This window comes from Delftia sp. DLF01 (assembly GCF_014852125.1).
Classification (GTDB): domain Bacteria; phylum Pseudomonadota; class Gammaproteobacteria; order Burkholderiales; family Burkholderiaceae_C; genus Comamonas; species Comamonas acidovorans.
Genome location: NZ_JACVAZ010000001.1, coordinates 290,063 through 310,740 on the forward strand (window position 1 = coordinate 290,063; position 20,678 = coordinate 310,740).

The window sequence follows — 20,678 nt, forward strand, 5'->3', positions numbered from 1 at the left end:
CAGATGAGACGCTACGCACGCATCACCGGCACGGGCAGCTACCTGCCACCCCGCCGACTCACCAATCACGATCTGGCAGCCGAACTGGCCCAGCGTGGCATCGAGACCTCGGACGAGTGGATCGTCGAGCGCACCGGCATCCATGCCCGTCACTTTGCCGCGCCCGACGTGGCCAGCAGCGATCTGGCCCTGGAGGCGTCGAAGAAGGCGCTGGAGGCCGCTGGCTGCCAGCCACAGGACATCGACCTGATCATCGTCGCCACCTCGACGCCCGACATGGTCTTCCCGTCCACTGCCTGCATCCTGCAGAACAAGCTTGGCGCCAATGGCTGCGCGGCCTTTGACGTGCAGGCTGTGTGCAGCGGCTTTGTCTACGCTCTCACGGTGGCCGATGCCATGATCCAGTCCGGCGCCGCAACCCGCGCGCTGGTGGTGGGTTCCGAAGTCTTCAGCCGCATTCTTGATTTCAACGACCGCACGACCTGCGTGCTGTTCGGCGACGGCGCCGGCGCGGTGGTGCTGGAGGCGTCCGAGCAGCCTGGGATCCTGGCGTCCGACCTGCATGCCGATGGCAAGCATGTCGGCATCCTCTGCGTGCCGGGCAATGTGTCCGGCGGACAGGTGCTCGGCGATCCGCTGCTGAAGATGGATGGACAGGCCGTGTTCAAGCTGGCGGTCGGCGTGCTGGAAAAGGCCGCCCGCGCGACGCTGGACAAGGCCGGGCTCACCGATGCCGACATCGACTGGCTGATCCCTCACCAGGCAAACATCCGCATCATGCAAAGCACGGCGCGCAAGCTCAAGCTGTCCATGGACAAGGTGGTGGTGACCGTGGACCAGCATGGCAATACCTCGGCTGCCTCGATCCCGCTGGCGCTGGACCACGGCGTGCGCAATGGCCAGGTCAAGCCCGGGCAGACCGTGCTGCTGGAAGGCGTGGGCGGTGGCTTCACCTGGGGTGCGGTGCTTCTCAAGATGTGATGCGGGATGCCTGCCTGTCGGCAGGCTCCCATGGCGCGGCTTTTATTTTTGAAAATATGAAGAAGTTTGCATTCGTCTTTCCCGGCCAGGGTTCGCAATCGGTAGGCATGCTCGACGGATGGGGTGACCATCCTGTCGTGGCGCAGACGCTGGCCGAAGCGTCCGAGGCGCTGGGTGAAAACATCGGCCAGCTGATCCAGCAAGGACCGAAGGAAGCCCTGGCGCTCACCACCAACACCCAGCCCGTGATGCTGGTGGCCGGTGTGGCCGCCTGGCGCGTGTGGCAGGCCGAAGGCGGCGCGCTGCCCGATGTCGTGGCAGGCCATTCGCTGGGCGAGTATTCCGCCCTGGTCGCCTCGGGCGTGCTGACGCTGGCCCAGGCTGCCCCGCTGGTGCGCCTGCGTGCTGCAGCCATGCAGGAGGCCGTGCCCGTGGGCACGGGCGCCATGGCGGCCATCCTGGGCCTGGACGCCGACAAGGTGCGCGCAGGATGCGCCGAGGTCACGGCTGCCCTGGGTGGCGCTGAAGTCGTCGAAGCCGTCAATTTCAACGATCCTTCGCAGACCGTGATCGCCGGCAGCAAGGCTGCTGTCGAAAAGGCCTGCGAAGCCCTCAAGGCCGCGGGCGCCAAGCGTGCCCTGCCGTTGCCCGTGTCGGCGCCTTTCCACTCCAGCCTGATGAAGCCTGCGGCCGAAAAGCTCAAGGCGGCGCTGGCTGCCACGGCGCTGGCTGCGCCGCAGATTCCCGTGCTCAACAACATCGACGTGGCGGTCGAGCAAGACGCCGACGCCATCCGCGATGCGCTGTATCGCCAGGCCTTTGGCCCGGTGCGCTGGGTGGAATGCGTTCAGGCCATGAAGGCGCGCGGCATCGTGCATCTCGTCGAATGCGGTCCCGGCAAGGTGCTCATGGGCCTGACCAAGCGGATTGACGCGGACCTGACGGCCGCTGCCCTCTATGATCCGGCCACGCTGGCCGACGTGAAAGAATCCCTCGCATGACTGACAACCAGAACAAGCCCCAGGTTGCCCTGGTGACGGGCGCCTCGCGTGGCATTGGTGCTGCCATTGCCCAGGAGCTGGCAGCGCGCGGCTATCGCGTGATCGGCACGGCCACCACCGACGGTGGCGCGGAAAAGATCGGCCAGGCCCTGTCGGCCCATGAGGGCTGCCGCGGCGTGAACCTCAATGTCACGGATGGGGCGGCCGTCGATGCCTTGATCGACAGCATCGTCAAGAATGACGGCGGCCTGCATGTGCTGGTCAACAACGCCGGCATCACACGCGACACCCTGGCCATGCGCATGAAGGACGACGACTGGGATGCGGTGATCGACACCAATCTCAAGGCGGTTTTCCGAGTCAGCCGTACGGCCATTCGGCCCATGATGAAGCAGCGTTTTGGCCGCATCATCAACATCACCAGCGTCGTTGGCGCCTCCGGCAACCCCGGTCAGGCCAACTATGCAGCCGCCAAGGCCGGCGTTGCCGGCATGACGCGCGCGCTGGCCCGTGAACTGGGCAGCCGCGGCATCACGGTCAACTGCGTGGCGCCTGGCTTCATTGCCACCGACATGACGGCGGAGCTGCCCGAAGAGCAGAAGAACGCGCTCAAATCGCAGATCGCCATGGGCGATCTGGGCCAGCCCAGCGACATCGCCCATGCCGTGGCCTACCTCGCATCTGCGGGTGCGGGATACGTCACCGGCCAGGAATTGCACGTCAACGGCGGCATGTACATGTAAGTGCTGCGGCGGCTGCGGGCAGACCCCTGCCAGAAGCCGGCGTTGCTTGCAACAGAAGAGGCCGTTTCCTCGCGACGGCCGGCTGAAGAGGGCCTGAGGCCCGAAGCAGCTAGAATCGCGGGTTCATTCACAACCCCCAGAGGGAAACCATGAGCGATATCGAAGCACGTGTCAAAAAAATCATTGCCGAACAACTCGGCGTTGAAGAGTCTCAAGTCACCAACGAAAAGGCCTTCGTGGCTGATCTGGGTGCTGACTCCCTGGACACGGTGGAGCTGGTGATGGCCCTGGAAGATGAATTCGGCATCGAGATCCCCGACGAAGACGCGGAAAAGATCACGACGGTGCAAAACGCCATCGACTACGCCAACACCCACCAGAAGGCCTGATAGGGCCCTGACCCGAGCGATCAGCAGAAGGTTTTACGCATGAGCCGTCGTCGCGTTGTCGTGACCGGCCTGGGTTGCATCTCCCCCGTGGGTAACACGGTGGGCGACGCCTGGGCCAATCTTTTGGCCGGCCAGTCCGGCATTGACCTCATCACCAAGTTCGATGCCTCGAACTTTGCCTGCAAGATTGCGGGTGAGGTCAAGGGATTCGATGTGGAGTCGTACATGAGCGCCAAAGATGCGCGCTCCATGGACACCTTCATCCATTACGGCATCGCTGCTGCGGCGCAAGCCGTGCAGGACTCAGGTCTGCCCACGGGCGAGGCCTTGTCGGATGATCTGGCCACGCGCATCGGCTGTGTGATCGGTTCGGGCATCGGCGGCTTGCCGCTGATCGAGAACACCCACGCGGAACTGGCTGCGCGCGGACCGCGCCGCATCACGCCGTTCTTCGTGCCTGCCTCCATCATCAACATGGTGGCTGGCCATGTGTCCATGCGCTTCGGCTTCAAGGGGCCGAATCTTGCTGTTGTGACTGCCTGCACGACCGGGCTGCACTGCATAGGCGAGGCGGGACGCATGATCGAATACGGCGATGCCGATGTGGTGGTGGCTGGTGGCACGGAAGCCACGGTCTCCCCCCTGGGCGTCGGCGGCTTTGCCGCCATGCGCGCCCTGTCCACGCGCAATGATGATCCCAAGGCCGCTTCGCGCCCCTGGGACAAGGACCGCGACGGCTTCGTGCTGGGCGAAGGCGCGGGCGTGCTGGTGCTGGAAGAGTACGAGCATGCCAAGGCCCGCGGTGCCAAGATCTACGCCGAACTGTGCGGCTACGGCATGAGTGCCGACGCCGGCCACATGACGGCACCCAACATGGACGGCCCGCGCCGCGCCATGCTGGCAGCTTTGCGAAATGCCGGCATCAATGCCGACCAGATCGACTATCTGAATGCGCACGGCACTTCCACGCCGCTGGGCGACCTCAACGAGACCAACGCCATCAAGGCGGCTCTGGGCGATCACGCCAAGAAAATCGTTGTCAGTTCGACCAAGTCCATGACAGGTCACCTGCTGGGCGGTGCTGGCGGCATCGAGAGCGTCTTCACCGTGCTGGCACTGCACGAGCAAAAGATTCCTCCGACCATCAACCTGGACAACCAGGACCCGGAGTGCGATCTCGACTACTGCGCCAATACGGCGCGGGACGCGACGATCGAGGTGGCGGTGAAGAACAACTTCGGCTTCGGAGGCACCAACGGAACGCTGGTGTTCAAGCGGATCTGAGGCCTGCGCAACGCACATGAAAAGCCCGCCCCGCAAGGGAGCGGGCTTTTTTATTTCGCGCATGTGCCAGGTGAAAGCAGGATAAATGTCGGTCATGCTGCGGTTTTGCGACACTGCAGGCATGCCGTCTCGCCATGCGCCGCCCGCAGTTCGCCATCCGCTGAAGCCATCGCGCACCGTGGCAGTGTGTCTTTGTGCGCTTTGGCTGCTGGCCGCCATGCTTTTGCTGGCATGGGCCTTGAATCTCCAGTCAGGGTGGTGGCCTGCAGCCGTGGCCGTTGCGGTTTGCCTGGTTGCTGCTGCAGGCATGTGGCATGGATGGCACAGCCTGGGTAAAGGTTTCATCGCCTGGGATGGCGTGCAGTGGTCGATCTGCGAGGCGGACCCAGGCCAAGCTGCGCAGCCGGTGCTGCTGCAGGTGCGAGCCGATGGTGGATCGTGGTTGTGGGTGCAGGTCCGTCCCCTGGTTTCCATGGTGCCGGCGGGGCCCTTGCGTTGGCGCAGCTCCCGCTGGCTGCTCCTGTTGTGCAGGCAGAGTCCGGAAACCTGGGGTGATTTGCGGCGTGCTGTATATTCCCCGGCCAGACCTACAGAACGGGCGCAATGACTGCGCCAGGGCCGCCGCGGCCCGTCTTCACCGATTTCATGACGCCTCCCGAATTCCCGCCTTCTTCTGCCGATAGCGACCTGGCTCTGGTCGAGCGCACCAACGCAGGAGACATGCGGGCCTTCGAGCTACTGGTCATCAAGTACCAGCGCCGCATCGAGCGCCTCATCGGCCGCATGGTGCGCGATGTGGACCTGGTGCCGGACATTGCGCAGGAAACCTTCATTCGCGCCTATCGGGCCCTGCACCAGTTTAGGGGCGATGCCCAGTTCTATACCTGGCTGTACCGCATTGCCGTGAATACTGCCAAGAAGGCGCTGCTGGACATGAAGCGCTCGCCGCTGATCACCGAAAGCGCGTTACACAACGGGGATGACGATGATGAAACTTCCCGGGTCAGCCAGGAACTAACCACCGAAGAAACGCCCGAAACGATCCTGGCAGCCCAGGAAATTGCCCAGGCAGTCAACGCCGCCATGGAGGCTTTGCCCGAGGATCTCCGACAGGCTGTCACGTTGCGGGAAATCGAAGGCCTGAGCTACGAGGAAATCTCGAACGCCATGGGTTGCCCCATCGGCACCGTGCGCTCACGGATTTTTCGCGCACGGGAAGCGATTTCAGCCAGGGTCAAGCCTTTGCTGGAGCGCCAGTCGGGCAAGCGTTGGTAGGCGTGATGGGTTGTGGCCGCCGGTGGCGCATTTTTTGGGTACAGGGTCTCAAAGCAGACAAGCAGGTGATTGATCATGAATGACGATCTGACGAAGCGCGAACAATTGTCGGCATTGGCTGATGGTGAACTCTCTGCCGCAGAGTTGCAGGCCGTGCTGGCCTATGCGGAAAGCGATGCAGGCCAGCAGGAGTGGCGCATGTATCACCTCGTGGGCGATGTGCTGCGTTCCCCGGAATTGGCGCATCACAGCCGGCACGATGTGCTCTCAGGAATCCGCGCCCAACTGGCCAACGAGCCTCGCCGTCCGCTGGTTTCCGTGGCCACTGAAGAGCTGGCGCAAATTGCGCATCCGGCGCAGGACCGCGCTGTGATCAATGGCGCGCCGCTGCGCGATGCGGCCAATGCCTCGGTATTTCGCTGGAAGATGGCGGCGGGCTTTGCCTCCGTGGCAGCCGTAGCTGCCATTGGTTGGAGCGTGATGCTGGGCGCGCCTGCCGGTCCCGGCGCGGCGCCGGGCCGGGCTCTGGCTGCTCTTGAGACGGGTGCTCCGTCGGCGCCGGTTGCGGTGGCTGGCAATGCCCAGGACTTCCCGCTTGGCGATACGGCCCAGTCTTCCTCGGTCGTGGCGGTGGCCGGACCCTACGGGCAGAGCGTGATGCTGCGTGATCCGCGCCTGGATGCGCTGCTGGCCTCCCATCCGCAATACAGTGGCCCGGCCACGTTGCAGATGCCTGCCAGCTTCTTGCGCAACGCCAACTTCGCCTCGGCACCGCGCGCCAACCAGCGCTGAATCTCACAGGAGAGCATTGCTCTCCTGCCTTCTTTTGCACCCGCGTCCAGCCTTTCGGCATTGAAATGGACGCGGGTGCAGTCATTTGTGCTCCATGCACGGCGGCTCGCGCCCCATGCATGCTGCCGATTCGGGAACTAACCGCGTCTTTCAGGCTTCTGAGCCATCGTCTGGCCGATGCTCGCCAGGACTGCGCCAGAATGTGACGTTCGTCCGAAAGCAAGTCGGCTGCCATGTGTCCGAACAAACCGCCTGGGCGCGATGGCGTCGGGGCAACGTAATGATTGAGATGGAAAGGATGACCATGACCACTGTTCGATGGAAGACGCTGCAGTCCTGCACACTGGCCGGCGTTCTGGCGCTGGCTGCAGGCAGCGCAGGAATGCTGGTGCCGGTGAGTGCCGCCCATGCGCAAAGTGGCGCCGTGGTGCGGGGGCTGCCGGACTTCACCGATCTGGTCGAGCAGGTCGGCCCTTCCGTGGTCAACATCCGCACGTTGGAGAAGGTGTCCGCCAACTCTGCCGAGGCGCTGGGCATGGACGAGGACATGCTCGAATTCTTCCGCCGCTTCGGGCTGCCCGTGCCCAATGTGCCGCGCCAACGTCCCCAACCGCGTTCACAGCCTGACGAGGAGCAGCCGCGCGGCGTGGGTTCCGGCTTCATCCTGACGGCCGATGGCTTTGTGATGACCAATGCCCACGTGGTCGAAGGCGCTGACGAAGTCATCGTCACGCTGACCGACAAGCGTGAGTTCAAGGCCAAGATCGTGGGCAGCGACAAGCGCACCGACGTTGCCGTGGTCAAGATCGACGCCACAGGGCTGCCGGCCGTGAAGATCGGCGATGTGAACCGCCTCAAGGTCGGCGAGTGGGTGATGGCCATCGGCTCGCCCTTCGGCCTCGACAACTCCGTCACGGCGGGCATTGTCAGTGCCAAGCAGCGCGACACGGGTGACTATCTGCCCTTCATCCAGACCGATGTGGCCATCAACCCCGGCAACTCGGGCGGCCCGTTGCTGAATATGCGCGGCGAGGTCGTGGGCATCAACAGCCAGATCTATTCGCGCTCCGGCGGCTTCATGGGTATCAGCTTCGCGATTCCGATCGATGAGGCCGTGCGTGTCAGCGATCAGCTGCGCGCCACCGGCAAGGTCACGCGAGGCCGCATTGGCGTGCAGATCGGTCCGGTCACCAAGGACATTGCCGAATCCATTGGCCTGGGCAAGGCGCAGGGCGCACTGGTGTCGGCGGTCGAGCCGGATTCGCCCGCTGCAAAGGCGGGCGTCGAGGCCGGTGACGTGATCATCAAGTTCGACGGCAAGGCCATCGACAAGGTGGCCGACCTGCCGCGCCTGGTGGGCAATACCAAGCCCGGCACACGCAGCACCATCACCGTGTTCCGGCGCGGCGCAGCCAAGGATCTGACCATGGTGATCGCCGAGGTCGAGCCGGACGGCGCGGCTCCGCAGGCCAAGGCCACCGGCAAGGGCAGCACCCTGGTTTCCCAGCCCCTGGGCCTGACGCTGGCCGAGCTCACGGATGCCCAGAAGAAGGAGCTGGGCATCAAGGGCGGCGTGCGGGTGACGGCGGCCGTCGAGGCTGCGGCACGTGCGGGCCTGCGCGAAGGCGACGTGATCCTGCAGCTGGCCAATGTCGAGATCACGGGGCTCAAGAGCTTCGAGGCCACGCTGGCCAAGGTGGACAAGAGCAAGCCGGTGAACCTGCTGGTGCGCCGTGGGGAATGGGCACAGTACGTGCTGATCCGTCCGACGCGCTGAGGCCGCAGGGGAGGGCGGTTTTCCGGATCCTGGGGAATACCCTCGGAATCCTGACCCGGAGCCGCCCATGCCCCTTGGGGCATTGGGTAAAATGCCCCACCAAAGCGTGACGGCTCAAGGCGTCAGAAACCTGTTTTCAAAGGGGATTGTTGCGGTGCAAAAGCACCGCACTATCCGGTGATCGACGGGCGAGAAATGGCTCGGCGGTTCTGTTGATAAACTGTTGATAAATAATTGTGACAGATCAAGCCCGGACCTTTGCAGGCCTTGTCAGGGCTTGGTTTTCAGCCCGTTTTGCCTACAATAAAGTCCCAACTATCGCAGTTGCCAGAGATTGTTGGTTCGGGGCGCGTCGTTCATGGACGCGCCCTTTTTTCTTGCGCGCCGGCCCTGTCGTTTTCCACTTTCACTAGCAGTCCTTCCCGTTGATGAACCACATCAGAAATTTTTCCATCATTGCGCACATCGACCATGGCAAGTCGACGCTGGCTGACCGCCTCATCCAGCGTTGCGGAGGCTTGGCTGACCGTGACATGGAAGCCCAGGTGCTGGACTCGATGGATATCGAGAAAGAGCGCGGCATCACCATCAAGGCGCAGACCGCAGCCCTGCAGTACAAGGCCAAGGATGGCCAGGTCTACAACCTCAACCTCATCGACACGCCCGGCCACGTGGACTTCTCGTATGAAGTCTCGCGTTCGCTGTCGGCCTGCGAGGGAGCGCTGCTGGTGGTGGACGCCTCGCAGGGCGTCGAGGCGCAGACCGTGGCCAACTGCTACACCGCGCTGGAACTCGGCGTGGAAGTGACGGCTGTTCTCAACAAGATGGATCTGCCCCAGGCCGATCCCGAAAATGCCAGGGCCGAGATCGAGGATGTCATCGGCATCGATGCCAGCGACGCCATTCCCTGCTCGGCCAAGACCGGCATGGGCATCGATGAGATCCTGGAGGCGGTGGTCGCCAAGGTGCCGCCGCCAAAGGGCGATCCCAATGGCCAGCTGCGCGCCATGATCATCGACAGCTGGTTCGACACCTATGTCGGCGTCGTGATGCTGGTGCGCGTGGTCGATGGTGAACTCAAGCGTGGCGAGCGCTTCAAGATGATGGCCTCGGGCGCTGCCTATGAAGCCAACAACCTGGGCGTGTTCACCCCGGCCGACGTACCGCGCGACGCGCTGCGCGCAGGCGAGGTGGGCTACATCATTGCCGGCATCAAGGAGCTCAAGGCAGCCAAGGTGGGCGACACCATCACGCTGGAAAAGAAGCTTCCCAACAATCTGGGTCCTGCCACCGAGGCCCTGCCCGGCTTCAAGGAAATCAAGCCCCAGGTGTTCGCTGGCCTGTATCCCACCGAAGCCAGCGAGTACGACCAGCTGCGCGATGCGCTGGAGAAGCTGCAGCTCAACGATTCGTCCCTGCAGTTCGAGCCTGAAGTCTCGCAGGCGCTGGGCTTTGGCTTTCGCTGCGGCTTCCTGGGCCTGCTGCACATGGAAATCGTGCAGGAGCGCCTGGAGCGCGAATTCGACCAGGACCTGATCACCACCGCGCCCAGCGTGGTCTACGAAGTGGTCAAGGGCGATGGCGAGGTCATCCAGGTCGAGAACCCGTCCAAGATGCCCGATGCCGGCCGTATCGAGGAGGTGCGCGAGCCCATCGTCACCGTCCACCTGTACATGCCCCAGGACTATGTGGGCCCGGTGATGACGCTGGCCAACCAGAAGCGCGGCGTGCAGATCAACATGCAGTACCACGGCCGCCAGGTGATGCTCACCTATGAGATGCCGCTGGGCGAGATCGTGCTGGACTTCTTCGACAAGCTCAAGTCGGTCTCGCGCGGCTACGCCTCCATGGACTATGAGTTCAAGGAGTACCGCGCCTCCGACGTGGTGAAGGTGGACATCCTGCTCAACGGCGAGAAGGTCGATGCGCTGTCCATCATCGTGCACCGCTCCCAGGCCACGTATCGCGGCCGGGCCGTGGTGGCCAAGATGCGCGAGATCATCAGCCGCCAGATGTTCGATGTGGCCATCCAGGCCGCCATCGGCGCCAACATCATTGCGCGGGAAACCGTCAAGGCCATGCGCAAGAACGTGCTGGCCAAGTGCTACGGCGGCGACATCACCCGCAAGCGCAAGCTGCTGGAAAAGCAAAAGGCCGGCAAGAAGCGCATGAAGCAGATCGGATCGGTGGAAGTGCCCCAGGAGGCCTTCCTGGCCATCCTGCAAGTGGAGGATTGATGCAAGCCATGCAATGGATTACGGCCGTCGTACTCGCGGCCTTCGTGGGCTATATCGGCGCCTGGTACACAGGCTTCATCGAGGGCAACTTCGCGCTGCTGCTGTTCCTGGCCACCGTGGTCACGGGCCTGTACTGGGTGGCCGAGCGGCTGTACTTCCTGCCGCGCCGACGCCGTGCTGCCGTGGCCATCGAGGAGGCTGCCGTGGCACGCCGCGCAGAACTCGACCGCATGGGCATCGCCAAGACCGACATCGAGGTGTCGGAGGAGGCCAAGGGCCGCATCCTCATGCAGCCCTGGTGGCTGGACTGGACGGCAGGCCTGTTCCCGGTGATCGCGATCGTCTTCGTGCTGCGCTCGTTCCTGTTCGAGCCGTTCAAGATCCCGTCTGGCTCCATGATCCCCACGCTGCTCGTGGGCGACCTGATCCTGGTGAACAAGTTCACCTATGGCGTGCGCCTGCCGGTGATCAACACCAAGATCACGCAGGGAACGCCGCTGCAGCGTGGCGATGTGGTGGTGTTCCGCTACCCGCCCCAGCCCAGCCTGGACTACATCAAGCGGGTGGTGGGCCTGCCGGGCGACGAGATCGCCTACCTGAACAAGCGGCTGACGATCAATGGCAAGGAAGTCCCGGTCAATGCACTGCCCGACTTCTTCGACAAGGATGCAATGCGCTACTTCAAGCAGTACGAGGAGTCGCTGGGCGACAAGCCGCACCGCATGATCGTGAACCAGGACGTGCCCGCCTTCATCCAGGGCGCCAGCGGCTTCGAGTTCCGCGAGAACTGCCGCTACAGCGTCGAAGGTATCACCTGCAAGGTGCCGGAGGGCCAGTACTTCATGATGGGCGATAACCGCGACAACTCGCTGGATTCCCGCTACTGGGGCTTTGTGCCCGACAAGAACATCGTGGGCCGGGCTTTCTTTGTCTGGATGAACTTCGGGGATTTCAAGCGCATCGGCAGCTTCCATTGATCAGGTGCATGCCTGGAGACCGGATCGGACCGGGCATGCGCGAGGGATTCGCATCGGAGGAGGAAAAAGCATGTTGACATCGAACAACCGGCGTTCGCGCCAGCGCGGCCTGTCCTTTCTGGGACTGGTGTTTGTGATTGCCCTGGGCGTGGGCGTGGTGGCCGTAGGCGCACAATCCGTGCCTGTCTTCCTGGAATACCAGGCCATCGTCAAGGCCGCCAACAAGGCGGCCCGCGAGGGCAATTCCGTGGCCGAGGTGAAAGCCAGCTTCGAGCGTTCCGCTGCCATCGATGACTTCACGTCCGTCAAGGGTGGCGATCTCGAAGTGACCAAGATCAATGACCGCGTGGTGGTGGGGTTCGAATATTCGCGCGAGATCCATCTCGTGGGCCCCGCGTACCTGACTTACCGTTTTAAGAAGCAGACCCAATAGGTGCCTCCCTTACTGAATGCGCTGCAGCTGAGGCTGCAGCATCAATTTGCCGAGCCTGCATTGCTGCAGCGTGCCGTCACGCACCGCAGCTTCTCGGCAGACAACAACGAGCGCCTGGAATTCCTCGGTGACTCGGTGCTGAACCTTGCCATTTCCAGCCTGCTCTACCAGCGGCTCAGTTCCATGCCCGAGGGCGATCTGTCCCGCGTGCGCGCCAACCTGGTCAAGGAAGGCACGCTGCACCAGATCGCGCTGAGGCTGCAGTTGCCCGATCTGCTGCGCCTGGGCGAGGGTGAATCCAAGTCGGGCGGCAAGCAACGCCCCTCCATCCTGGCCGATGCGGTCGAGGCCCTGATCGGCGCGGTCTATCTGGATGCCGGCTACGCGGCGGGCGAGAAGGTGGTACACCATCTTTTCGAGGGCGTGGACATCAATCCCCACATGCGCGCAGCCGAAAAGGATGCGAAGACGGCCCTGCAGGAATGGCTGCAGGGACGGCGCATGAAGCTGCCGCAGTACGAGGTGGTCGCCACCACGGGAGCCGCCCACCGCCAGACCTTTGAAGTGGCCTGCGCGATTGCCGAGCTGCAATTGCAGGCCCGGGGAACGGGTGCCTCGCGCAGAGCCGCAGAGCAGACGGCTGCCACAGCCATGCTGGAACTATTGAAAGCAAGACACGCATGAACCAAGACAAACCTCCGGCGCCGGCACAGACCGCCGCCGAACTCGATGCCCTGCTGGCTGCGGCCAAGCCCGGCGCCGGCGCAGCACGCACGGCATCCGCCCCTGATGAAGCCCAGGCGCCCGAGGTGCCGACGGGCCCGCAGCGCTGCGGCCTGATCGCCATCGTCGGCAAGCCCAATGTGGGCAAGTCCACGCTGATGAATGCGCTGGTGGGCCAGAAGATCAGCATCACCTCGCGCAAGGCGCAGACCACGCGCCACCGCATCACGGGCATTCGCTCGCGTGCCGCGACGCAGTTCATCTTCGTCGATACACCGGGCTTCCAGACCAAGCACAGCACGGCGCTGAACAAGTCGCTCAACAAGACCGTGATGGGCGCCATCGGCGACGTGGACCTGATCCTGTTCGTCGTGGAAGCCGGCCAGTTCACGCTGGCCGATGCCAAGGTGCTGTCGCTGTTCAAGCCCGGCATTCCCACGCTGCTGATCGCCAACAAGCTCGATACCGTGGGCCGCCGTGCCGAGATCGCCCCCTGGCTCAAGAGCATGCAGGAGCGCCATCCGTTTGCCGAGTTCGTGCCCATGTCGGCCAAGAGCAAGGGCGACATCGAGCGCCTGTTCGGCATCTGCGAGAAGTACCTGCCCGAGCAGGACTGGATGTATGCGCCCGACGAGCTGACCGACCGCAGCGAGAAGTTCCTCGCCTCGGAAACCGTGCGCGAGAAGCTGTTCCGCTTCACGGGCGACGAGCTGCCCTACACCTCCACGGTGGTCATCGACAAGTTCGAGGAAGAGGCCAGCAAGCAGCACAAGCGCTTCATCCGCGTGGCGGCGACCATCGTGGTCGAGCGCGACGGACACAAGGCCATGATCATCGGAGAGAAGGGCGAGCGCCTCAAGCGCATCAGCACCGAGGCGCGCCAGGAGCTGGAAAAGCTCATGGATGCCAAGGTCTTCCTCGAAGTCTGGGTCAAGGTGCGCTCCGGCTGGGCCGACGACGAGGCCCGCGTGCGCTCCTTCGGCTACGAGTGAGAAACCTTCCCGCAAGGCCCTCTGTCCATGGCTAGCGCCAAGCGTGTCTCGGATGAGCCGGCCTATGTGCTGCACAGCTATGACTGGAGCGAGTCCAGCCTGATCCTCGAGGTCTTCACGCGGCACCGGGGCCGCGTGGCGCTGGCGGCCAAGGGCGTCAAGCGCCCGACCTCGAACTTTCGCCCCGTGCTGCTGCCGCTGCAGCCACTGAGCCTGAGCTACAGCCTGGGCGGCGAGGGCAATGCCGAGATCCACACCCTCAAGGGTGCCGAATGGGTGGGCGGGCATGTCATGCCCCAGGGCGACGCCCTGATGTCGGGCCTGTACCTCAACGAGCTGCTGATGCGCCTGCTGGCGCGCGACGATCCCTATGCGGCGCTGTTCGACATCTATGCCGGCGTGGTGCGCGTGCTGGCGGGCCAGCATGGCGATGCCATCGAGCCCGTGCTGCGCACCTTCGAGCTGCTGCTGCTGCGCGAACTGGGCCATCTGCCCGCCTTGAATGAGGAAAGCGCCACGCTGGCGCCGCTGGCCGAAGGCCGCCGCTATGCGCTGGTGGCCGAAGGCGGCCTGCGCCCGGCGCTGCAGGGCGAGCGCGCCGTGCTGGGCGCTGCGCAATGGCAGGCCATTGAAAGCGCGCTGCAGGCCCGGCAGGCCTTCAATGCCACGCTGCATGTGGTGGCCCAACCCGAGCAGGCGCTCGCCCTCAAGCCCCAACTGAGGGCCCTGCTGCAATACCATTGCGGCAGTCCCATGCTGCGCACCCGCCAGCTGATGATGGATCTGCAATCGCTATGAATCTTTCCCACGCTTCGCAGCGCACGGCGCTGTCGGTCAATGTCAACAAGGTTGCGCTGCTGCGCAACACGCGCCACCTGGGCATTCCCAGCGTGACGCGCGCCGCGCGCATCTGCCTGGAGGCCGGTGCCCAGGGCATCACCATCCATCCGCGTCCCGACCAGCGCCATATCCGCAGCGAGGATGTCTATGAACTGCAGGCGCTGATGACACAGTGGCCGCAGGCGGAGTTCAACATCGAGGGCAACCCGACGCAGAACCTCATGGACTTCATCCGCGACACGCGCCCGCACCAGGCCACCTTCGTGCCCGACAGCGAGGACCAGTTCACCAGCGACCATGGCTGGAACTTCCCGCAGGACGCCGAGCGCCTGAAGCCGCTGATTGCCGAATGCCGCCAGCTGGGCGTGCGCGTCAGCCTGTTCATGGACCCCGTGCCCGCCCAGATGGCCGCTGCGCGCGCCGTGGGCGCCGACCGGGTCGAGCTGTATACCGAACCCTACGCAGCTGCCTGGGGCACGGCAGACCAGGAAGCGCAGCTGCAGGCCTATGCGGCGGCGGCCCAGGCGGCTTTGGATGCCGGGCTGGGCATCAATGCCGGCCATGACCTCAGCCGTGACAACCTGGCCGCCTTCGTGGCGCGCGTGCCGGGCCTGCTCGAAGTCTCCATCGGCCATGCGCTGATCGCCGACGCGCTGGAGCTGGGCTACGCCGAAACCGTGCGTGCCTACCAGCAGTGCATAGACCAGGGCATGGCGGCGCGCGCCTGAAGCTTTCGCGGAGCGAATCCATGATCTACGGCATCGGTACCGACATCTGCGACGTGCGCCGCATCCGCGCCAGCCTGGAGCGCCATGGCGACCGTTTCGCCGAGAAGGTGCTGGCCGAGGGCGAGCTGGCCACCTGGCGTGCCCGCCGCGCGCGCTGGCCTGAGCGCGGCATCCGCTTCGTGGCCACGCGCTTTTCCGCCAAGGAGGCCTTTTCCAAGGCCATAGGCATGGGCATGGTCATGCCCATGACCTGGCGCAGCTGCGAGGTCATCAAACTGCCCAGTGGCCAGCCTGCCATCGTGCTGCACGGCGCGCTCAAGGAATGGTTCGAGGCGCGCAACCTGCAGGTGCACCTGTCCGTGACCGACGAGAGCGACTACGCGGCCAGCTTCTGCGTGGTCGAGCGCCGCGCCTGATACCCGGCCAGCGTGACGCTGGCTTTTTTGACTCCACAGGATTCATAGGAACTCCCGGCATGACCGAGCACGCACCCCTCATCATCGACATCGCCGGCAAGGCACTCACCGATGTGGATCGCCAGCGCCTGGCGCATCCGCTGGTCGGCGGCATCATCCTCTTTGCCCGCAACTGGGAAAGCCGCGACCAGCTGGTGCAGCTGTGCGCCGATATCAAGGCGGTCAAGCCCGATTTGCTGATCTGCGTGGACCATGAGGGCGGGCGCGTGCAGCGTTTCCGCGCTGACGGCTTTACGCACCTGCCGCCCATGCGCGCCTTCGGCCAGATGTGGATGGACGACGGCAAGGGCGGCAAGCACCGTGAAGGCAGCGGCGCCCTGGCCGCCATGAATGCCGCCACGGCGGCCGGCTACGTGCTGGGCACCGAGCTGCGTGCCTGCGGCGTGGATTTCAGCTTCACCCCGGTGCTGGACCTTGACTACGGTGCCAGCAGCGTCATCGGCGACCGCAGCTTCCACCGCGACCCGCGCGTGGTGGCCGCGCTGGCCCGCAGCCTCATGCACGGCCTGCTGCAGGCCGGCATGGGCAACTGCGGCAAGCACTTTCCCGGCCACGGCTTCGTCAAGGCCGATTCGCATGTGGACATTCCGGTCGATGGCCGCAGCCTCACCGCCATCCTGGGCGAGGACGCCGCGCCCTATCCCTGGTTGTCCAGCGTGCTCACGGCCGTGATGCCGGCCCATGTGATCTACCCCAAGGTCGACAAGCGCCCGGCCGGTTTTTCTGCCAAGTGGCTCAAGGACATCCTGCGCAGCCGCCTGCGCTACGACGGCGCCATTTTCAGCGACGACCTGAGCATGGAGGGCGCGCGCCGCATCGACGGCGAGCTCATCGGCTATACCGACGCGGCCCTGGCCGCGCTGGAGGCGGGCTGCGACATGGTGCTGCTGTGCAACCAGAGCCTGGGCCTGGGCGAGCATGTGGACGAGCTGCTGGCCGGCATGGAGGCCGCGCAGCGCAGCGGCCGCTGGCAGCCCGATGCCGACAGCGAATCGCGCCGCGTGGCCCTGCTGCCGGAGACCGTGCCCCAGCCCTGGGACGACCTCATGCGCCAGCCTGCCTATCTGCAGGCGCTGGACCTGCTGTCTTGATGGATTGAAGAATGCCGCCGCTGGCCGCTCCGAGGGCCAAGGCGGGCTTTGCAAAGGCATGTGCGTGTCGTAAAGGGCGCGTCGGCCGGTGTTTCACAGGAGAGTTTTTCCATGCGCGTTGGCGTGCTGACCGGAGGTGGCGACTGCCCCGGCCTGAATGCGGTGATCCGTGCGGTCACCAAGTCCCTGATCAACCACGGCCAGTGCGAGGTGCTGGGCATTGCCGACGGCTTCGAGGGCCTGATGCTCGACCCGCCCGGCGTCAAGCCGCTGGGCTGGGACGAGGTCTCGGGCATTCTGCATGTGGGCGGCACCATCCTGGGCACCAGCAACAGCGCCAACCCCCTGCGCGATGCGGCCACGCTGGAGCATGTGGGCCGCAATGTCCGGGCGCTGGGCCTGGACGTGGTGGTGGCCATCGGCGGCGACGGCACCATGAGTCTGGCGCATGGCCTGGCCGAACAGGTGGGACTGACCTGCGTGGGCGTGCCCAAGACCATCGACAACGACATTGCCAATTGCGAGCGCAGCTTCGGCTTCGACACCGCCGTGGCCACGGCCACCGAGGCGCTGCGCCGCATCGAGAGCACGGCCAACAGCCACCACCGCGTGATGATCGTCGAGACCATGGGGCGCCATGCCGGATGGCTGGCGCTGGAGGCCGGCATTGCCGGTGCGGCCGATGTCATCCTGCTGCCCGAGATCGATTACGACCTGCAGGCCATCGTCGATTTCTGCCGGGGCCGCGAGCAGCGCCAGCGCTACACCATCATCTGCATCGGCGAGGGCGCCAAGGAAAGCGGCGCCAGCCTCACGGTGCGCGAGCGCATCGAGCAAAGCCCCGACCCGGTCCGCCTGGGCGGTGTCGGCCATGTGCTGCGCGAGCGCCTGCAGCCCCACCTCAGGAGCGAGGTGCGCACCACGGTCCTCGGCCATGTACAGCGCGGAGGCGACCCCACGCCCTTTGACCGCGTGCTGGCCACGCAGTACGGCCACCATGCGGCGCAACTGGTGCTGTCGGGGCGCTTCGGCCGCATGGTCACGCTGCAGGGTGGCGAGATCGGCAGCGTGGAAATCTCCCGCGTGGCCAACACCCAGCGCACCGTGCCCCTGGACCACGGCCTGCTCACCATGGCGCGCGACATAGGCATTTGCCTGGGCGAGCCATGCAAGCAGGATGCGCGGCCGGCCGCAGCCGGCAGCCACTGAGCCCGCCATGCGGCAGCAGGGACGTCTCACCGGCTGGAAGGACGAGCAGGGCTTCGGCTTCATCGAACCCGATGGAGGCGGCGCGCAGGTCTTTGTCCATATCAAGTCCTTCACCGATCGCCGCCGCAGGCCCGAGGGCGGAGAGCGCGTCAGCTACGTGCCCAGCCGCAACGCCCAGGGAAAATGGCGCGCGCAGGATGTGGCCTTCATTGACGAACCAAGGACCGGCCGCCCGCAGCCTGCGCGGCGAAGCCGTGCCGGCACGCCTTCGCGGCCTCTGCCGCCTGTGCGAGGCCCGGTGGCGGTAGGCCTGGCCGCTGCCTTCTTCTGCGTGCTGCTGGCTGTTGCCTGGAGCGGCCGCATGCCCTGGACACTGGTCGGCCTGTATGCGGCGGCAAGCTTTGTGACCTTCATGGTCTATGGATTCGACAAGTCCGCCGCCAGGCACGACCGCTGGCGCACCAGCGAAAGCCGTCTGCACCTGCTGGCACTGCTGTGCGGCTGGCCCGGCGCATTGCTGGCGCAAGGGCTGCTGCGGCACAAGTCCAGCAAGGCCTCGTTCCAGTTGGTGTTCTGGATCACCGTGGTGCTCAACTGCGGCCTGCTGGCATGGCTGCTGTCATCGGCAGGTGCGCCGCTGCGGGCGCTGGCGCCCGGCATCTTCTGAAAATTGAAGGAACTGGCGATGACCCATGCTGGACCACGGCCCCAAATGCCCTCCGCAAACGGTGCATCGCTGCAGACCTGGCAGGCGTATTGGGAGAGCGCCTGGTCCGCACTGGGTGCCAGCGCTCCGCAGCCTGTGCTGGCCGAGCTGCTGCAAAGCTACAGCGAGCCCCAGCGCCACTACCACACGCTGCAGCACCTGGGCGAGGCCATGGCCTTGTTGCAGCCGGCGCTGTCTCTGGCCGAGCACCCCGGCGAGGTGGCACTGGCGCTGTGGTTCCATGACGCTGTCTACCAAACGCAAGCCAAGGACAACGAGGCGCGCAGCGCCGACTGGGCCGCCGCCGTGCTGCGCGGGCAGGGTCTGCCTGCCGATGTGGCCGGGCGCGTGCACGGCCTGATCATGGCGACCTGCCACGCTGCACAGCCGTCCGGAATCGACGCCCAACTGCTGGTGGATGCCGACCTGGGCATTCTCGCGGCCGACCCCCTGCGGTTTGCTGAGTACGAAGTGCAGGTGCGGGCCGAGTACGAATGGGTGCCCTTGCCGCTGTACCGCGCCAAGCGCCGCGAGGTGCTGCAGGGCTTCATGCAGCGCGAGGCCATCTACTGCACCGACTGGTTCCGGCAACGGCTGGAGGCGCGGGCGCGGCGCAACCTCGCGCAGGCGCTGGGTTTGTAGGCGGCGCCTGCGTCGGCGTCCTATGATCGGGGGCTGCTGCGGGCCGTGCAGGCCTGCCTCCCTCTCTTTCTTATCTTGCCCAGGCTCCGCCTGGCTCACAGGACGCGCAGATGACCACCCTTGGAACCCCTTACTCCCCCCATGCCACCAAAGTCATGCTGCTGGGCAGCGGCGAACTCGGCAAGGAAGTGCTGATCGCGCTGCAGAGACTGGGCGTGGAAACCATTGCCGTGGACCGTTACGAGAACGCGCCCGGCCAGCAGGTGGCCCACCACGCGCGCACCATCACCATGAGCGATCCGGCCCAGCTCAAGGCCTTGATCGAGGCCGAAAAGCCCGACCTGGTCGTGCCCGAGATCGAGGCCATTGCCACGCCCATGCTCGAAGAGCTGGAAGCAGCCGGTGTGGTCACTGTGATCCCCACGGCTCGCGCCGCGCGCCTGACCATGGACCGCGAAGGCATCCGCCGCCTGGCCGCCGAGACGCTGGGCCTGGCCACCAGTCCCTACCGTTTCTGCGACTCGCAGCAGGAGCTGCAGGCCGCCATCGACGGCACGGATGGCCAGCCCGCCATCGGCTTCCCTTGCGTGGTCAAGCCCGTGATGAGCAGCTCGGGCAAGGGCCAGAGCAAGCTGGACGGCCCGGACGACGTGGCCAAGGCCTGGGACTACGCCATGGCCGGCGGCCGCGTGAGCCATGGCCGTGTGATCGTCGAAGGCTTCATCGACTTCGACTACGAAATCACCCAGCTCACGGTGCGCGCCAAGGGGCCGGACGGCCAGGTGCAGACGCATTTCTGCGATCCTATCGGCCACATCCAGCAGTCTGGTGACTATGTGGAGAGCTGGCAGCCCCATCCCATGCACCCGGCGGCGTTGCAGAAGTCGCGCGACATCGCCAAGGCGGTGACCGATGACCTGGGCGGCCTGGGCCTGTTTGGCGTGGAGCTGTTCGTCAAGGGCGAGCAGGTCTGGTTCAGCGAAGTCTCGCCACGCCCGCACGACACGGGGCTGGTCACGCTGGCCACGCAGTGGCAAAGCGAGTTCGAGCTGCATGCGCGCGCCATCCTGGGCCTGCCCGTGGATGCCTCGCTGCGCAACCCCGGCGCCAGCGCCGTGATCTATGGCGGGCAGGATGCCGAAGGCCTGGTGTTCGACGGCGTGGACGAGGCCCTGGCCGTGCCGGGCACGGACCTGCGCCTGTTCGGCAAGCCAGAGAGCTTCGTCAAGCGCCGCATGGGCGTGGCCCTGGCGCGCGCCCAGGACGTGGAGCAGGCGCGAACCAACGCCAAGCTGGCCGCCGGCAAGGTCCAGCCGCGCAAGCCCTGAAGCGCTGCTGAACGACAAAGCCGCCGTCCCTGCACCGGGCGGCGGCTTTTTTCA

The 20,678-nt window shown here is 65.2% G+C and carries 21 protein-coding genes; all 21 read left to right on the forward strand.

What is annotated here, in order from left to right; translation table 11 throughout:
• The first annotated feature begins 3 nt into the window (after positions 1 to 3).
• The 21 genes from IB269_RS01290 (at position 4) to purT (ending at position 20,624) form a co-directional block, all read left to right on the forward strand.
• Entirely contained in the window at positions 4 to 981 is a 978-nt protein-coding gene (locus tag IB269_RS01290; RefSeq protein ID WP_192366258.1) for a beta-ketoacyl-ACP synthase III, read from the forward strand.
• Positions 982 to 1,037: 56 nt separating this feature from the next.
• Positions 1,038 to 1,982, forward strand: coding sequence for an ACP S-malonyltransferase (gene fabD, locus IB269_RS01295; protein WP_043796600.1), 945 nt, complete (start codon positions 1,038 to 1,040; stop codon positions 1,980 to 1,982).
• Complete coding sequence (fabG, locus tag IB269_RS01300; RefSeq protein WP_013800993.1) at positions 1,979 to 2,725, forward strand: 3-oxoacyl-ACP reductase FabG; 747 nt, start codon at positions 1,979 to 1,981, stop codon at positions 2,723 to 2,725. Before fabD ends, fabG begins: the two co-directional genes overlap by 4 nt.
• Before the next feature lie 149 nt (positions 2,726 to 2,874).
• Positions 2,875 to 3,114, forward strand: coding sequence for an acyl carrier protein (acpP, locus tag IB269_RS01305; protein ID WP_003058049.1), 240 nt, complete (start codon positions 2,875 to 2,877; stop codon positions 3,112 to 3,114).
• Positions 3,115 to 3,153: 39 nt separating this feature from the next.
• On the forward strand, positions 3,154 to 4,398 hold the full coding sequence (gene fabF, locus IB269_RS01310; protein WP_013800994.1) for a beta-ketoacyl-ACP synthase II: 1,245 nt from the start codon (positions 3,154 to 3,156) through the stop codon (positions 4,396 to 4,398).
• A 645-nt stretch (positions 4,399 to 5,043) separates the two neighbouring features.
• Positions 5,044 to 5,673, forward strand: coding sequence for an RNA polymerase sigma factor RpoE (gene rpoE / locus IB269_RS01315; RefSeq protein ID WP_043783676.1), 630 nt, complete (start codon positions 5,044 to 5,046; stop codon positions 5,671 to 5,673).
• A gap of 75 nt (positions 5,674 to 5,748) precedes the next feature.
• The gene (locus tag IB269_RS01320) at positions 5,749 to 6,465 is read left to right on the forward strand and encodes a sigma-E factor negative regulatory protein (protein ID WP_013800997.1); all 717 of its coding nucleotides are present in this window, start codon (positions 5,749 to 5,751) and stop codon (positions 6,463 to 6,465) included.
• Between the two features lie 304 nt (positions 6,466 to 6,769).
• Positions 6,770 to 8,242, forward strand: a complete 1,473-nt coding sequence (locus IB269_RS01325; protein WP_063328587.1) for a DegQ family serine endoprotease — start codon at positions 6,770 to 6,772, stop codon at positions 8,240 to 8,242.
• A 428-nt stretch (positions 8,243 to 8,670) separates the two neighbouring features.
• The gene (gene lepA / locus IB269_RS01330) at positions 8,671 to 10,479 is read left to right on the forward strand and encodes a translation elongation factor 4 (RefSeq protein WP_034396681.1); all 1,809 of its coding nucleotides are present in this window, start codon (positions 8,671 to 8,673) and stop codon (positions 10,477 to 10,479) included.
• A complete protein-coding gene (lepB, locus tag IB269_RS01335) occupies positions 10,479 to 11,456 on the forward strand; it encodes a signal peptidase I (protein WP_012207062.1) in 978 nt (325 codons plus the stop codon). The genes lepA and lepB overlap by 1 nt, the downstream gene beginning before the upstream one ends.
• A 70-nt stretch (positions 11,457 to 11,526) precedes the next feature.
• Positions 11,527 to 11,889, forward strand: a complete 363-nt coding sequence (locus IB269_RS01340; RefSeq protein ID WP_012207061.1) for a DUF4845 domain-containing protein — start codon at positions 11,527 to 11,529, stop codon at positions 11,887 to 11,889.
• Complete coding sequence (gene rnc / locus IB269_RS01345) at positions 11,890 to 12,573, forward strand: ribonuclease III (protein ID WP_012207060.1); 684 nt, start codon at positions 11,890 to 11,892, stop codon at positions 12,571 to 12,573.
• Positions 12,570 to 13,604 (forward strand): GTPase Era, encoded by a 1,035-nt coding sequence (gene era, locus IB269_RS01350; RefSeq protein WP_012207059.1) that lies wholly within the window; start codon positions 12,570 to 12,572, stop codon positions 13,602 to 13,604. Before rnc ends, era begins: the two co-directional genes overlap by 4 nt.
• A gap of 27 nt (positions 13,605 to 13,631) precedes the next feature.
• Positions 13,632 to 14,402 (forward strand): DNA repair protein RecO, encoded by a 771-nt coding sequence (gene recO / locus IB269_RS01355; RefSeq protein WP_012207058.1) that lies wholly within the window; start codon positions 13,632 to 13,634, stop codon positions 14,400 to 14,402.
• Positions 14,399 to 15,172, forward strand: a complete 774-nt coding sequence (locus IB269_RS01360; RefSeq protein WP_043821481.1) for a pyridoxine 5'-phosphate synthase — start codon at positions 14,399 to 14,401, stop codon at positions 15,170 to 15,172. The genes recO and IB269_RS01360 overlap by 4 nt, the downstream gene beginning before the upstream one ends.
• Positions 15,173 to 15,192: 20 nt before the next feature.
• Positions 15,193 to 15,588, forward strand: a complete 396-nt coding sequence (gene acpS / locus IB269_RS01365) for a holo-ACP synthase (RefSeq protein WP_012207056.1) — start codon at positions 15,193 to 15,195, stop codon at positions 15,586 to 15,588.
• Positions 15,589 to 15,647: 59 nt separating this feature from the next.
• A complete protein-coding gene (gene nagZ, locus IB269_RS01370; RefSeq protein WP_192366259.1) occupies positions 15,648 to 16,739 on the forward strand; it encodes a beta-N-acetylhexosaminidase in 1,092 nt (363 codons plus the stop codon).
• 111 nt (positions 16,740 to 16,850) lie between these two features.
• Positions 16,851 to 17,948, forward strand: a complete 1,098-nt coding sequence (locus IB269_RS01375) for a 6-phosphofructokinase (protein ID WP_063328133.1) — start codon at positions 16,851 to 16,853, stop codon at positions 17,946 to 17,948.
• A 7-nt stretch (positions 17,949 to 17,955) separates the two neighbouring features.
• Complete coding sequence (locus IB269_RS01380; RefSeq protein ID WP_192366260.1) at positions 17,956 to 18,615, forward strand: DUF1294 domain-containing protein; 660 nt, start codon at positions 17,956 to 17,958, stop codon at positions 18,613 to 18,615.
• A gap of 18 nt (positions 18,616 to 18,633) precedes the next feature.
• Positions 18,634 to 19,296 carry an N-methyl-D-aspartate receptor NMDAR2C subunit gene (locus IB269_RS01385; RefSeq protein WP_192366261.1) on the forward strand — a complete coding sequence of 221 codons (663 nt, stop codon included), beginning with the start codon at positions 18,634 to 18,636 and terminating at the stop codon, positions 19,294 to 19,296.
• Between the two features lie 110 nt (positions 19,297 to 19,406).
• Positions 19,407 to 20,624 carry a formate-dependent phosphoribosylglycinamide formyltransferase gene (purT, locus tag IB269_RS01390; RefSeq protein WP_192366262.1) on the forward strand — a complete coding sequence of 406 codons (1,218 nt, stop codon included), beginning with the start codon at positions 19,407 to 19,409 and terminating at the stop codon, positions 20,622 to 20,624.
• Positions 20,625 to 20,678: the final 54 nt, after the last annotated feature.

Bases quoted from the DNA above. Each gene is read 5' to 3' on its own strand.
- IB269_RS01320 (WP_013800997.1), top strand. From the start codon at position 5,749: ATGAATGACGATCTGACGAAGCGCGAACAATTGTCGGCATTGGCTGAT.
- IB269_RS01290 (WP_192366258.1), top strand. From the start codon at position 4: ATGAGACGCTACGCACGCATCACCGGCACGGGCAGCTACCTGCCACCC.
- fabG (WP_013800993.1), top strand. From the start codon at position 1,979: ATGACTGACAACCAGAACAAGCCCCAGGTTGCCCTGGTGACGGGCGCC.
- IB269_RS01360 (WP_043821481.1), top strand. From the start codon at position 14,399: ATGAATCTTTCCCACGCTTCGCAGCGCACGGCGCTGTCGGTCAATGTC.
- purT (WP_192366262.1), top strand. From the start codon at position 19,407: ATGACCACCCTTGGAACCCCTTACTCCCCCCATGCCACCAAAGTCATG.
- rpoE (WP_043783676.1), top strand. From the start codon at position 5,044: ATGACGCCTCCCGAATTCCCGCCTTCTTCTGCCGATAGCGACCTGGCT.
- lepA (WP_034396681.1), top strand. From the start codon at position 8,671: ATGAACCACATCAGAAATTTTTCCATCATTGCGCACATCGACCATGGC.
- acpS (WP_012207056.1), top strand. From the start codon at position 15,193: ATGATCTACGGCATCGGTACCGACATCTGCGACGTGCGCCGCATCCGC.
- recO (WP_012207058.1), top strand. From the start codon at position 13,632: ATGGCTAGCGCCAAGCGTGTCTCGGATGAGCCGGCCTATGTGCTGCAC.
- fabD (WP_043796600.1), top strand. From the start codon at position 1,038: ATGAAGAAGTTTGCATTCGTCTTTCCCGGCCAGGGTTCGCAATCGGTA.
- nagZ (WP_192366259.1), top strand. From the start codon at position 15,648: ATGACCGAGCACGCACCCCTCATCATCGACATCGCCGGCAAGGCACTC.
- fabF (WP_013800994.1), top strand. From the start codon at position 3,154: ATGAGCCGTCGTCGCGTTGTCGTGACCGGCCTGGGTTGCATCTCCCCC.
- IB269_RS01375 (WP_063328133.1), top strand. From the start codon at position 16,851: ATGCGCGTTGGCGTGCTGACCGGAGGTGGCGACTGCCCCGGCCTGAAT.
- IB269_RS01340 (WP_012207061.1), top strand. From the start codon at position 11,527: ATGTTGACATCGAACAACCGGCGTTCGCGCCAGCGCGGCCTGTCCTTT.
- IB269_RS01385 (WP_192366261.1), top strand. From the start codon at position 18,634: ATGACCCATGCTGGACCACGGCCCCAAATGCCCTCCGCAAACGGTGCA.
- acpP (WP_003058049.1), top strand. From the start codon at position 2,875: ATGAGCGATATCGAAGCACGTGTCAAAAAAATCATTGCCGAACAACTC.
- IB269_RS01325 (WP_063328587.1), top strand. From the start codon at position 6,770: ATGACCACTGTTCGATGGAAGACGCTGCAGTCCTGCACACTGGCCGGC.
- lepB (WP_012207062.1), top strand. From the start codon at position 10,479: ATGCAAGCCATGCAATGGATTACGGCCGTCGTACTCGCGGCCTTCGTG.
- IB269_RS01380 (WP_192366260.1), top strand. From the start codon at position 17,956: ATGCGGCAGCAGGGACGTCTCACCGGCTGGAAGGACGAGCAGGGCTTC.
- era (WP_012207059.1), top strand. From the start codon at position 12,570: ATGAACCAAGACAAACCTCCGGCGCCGGCACAGACCGCCGCCGAACTC.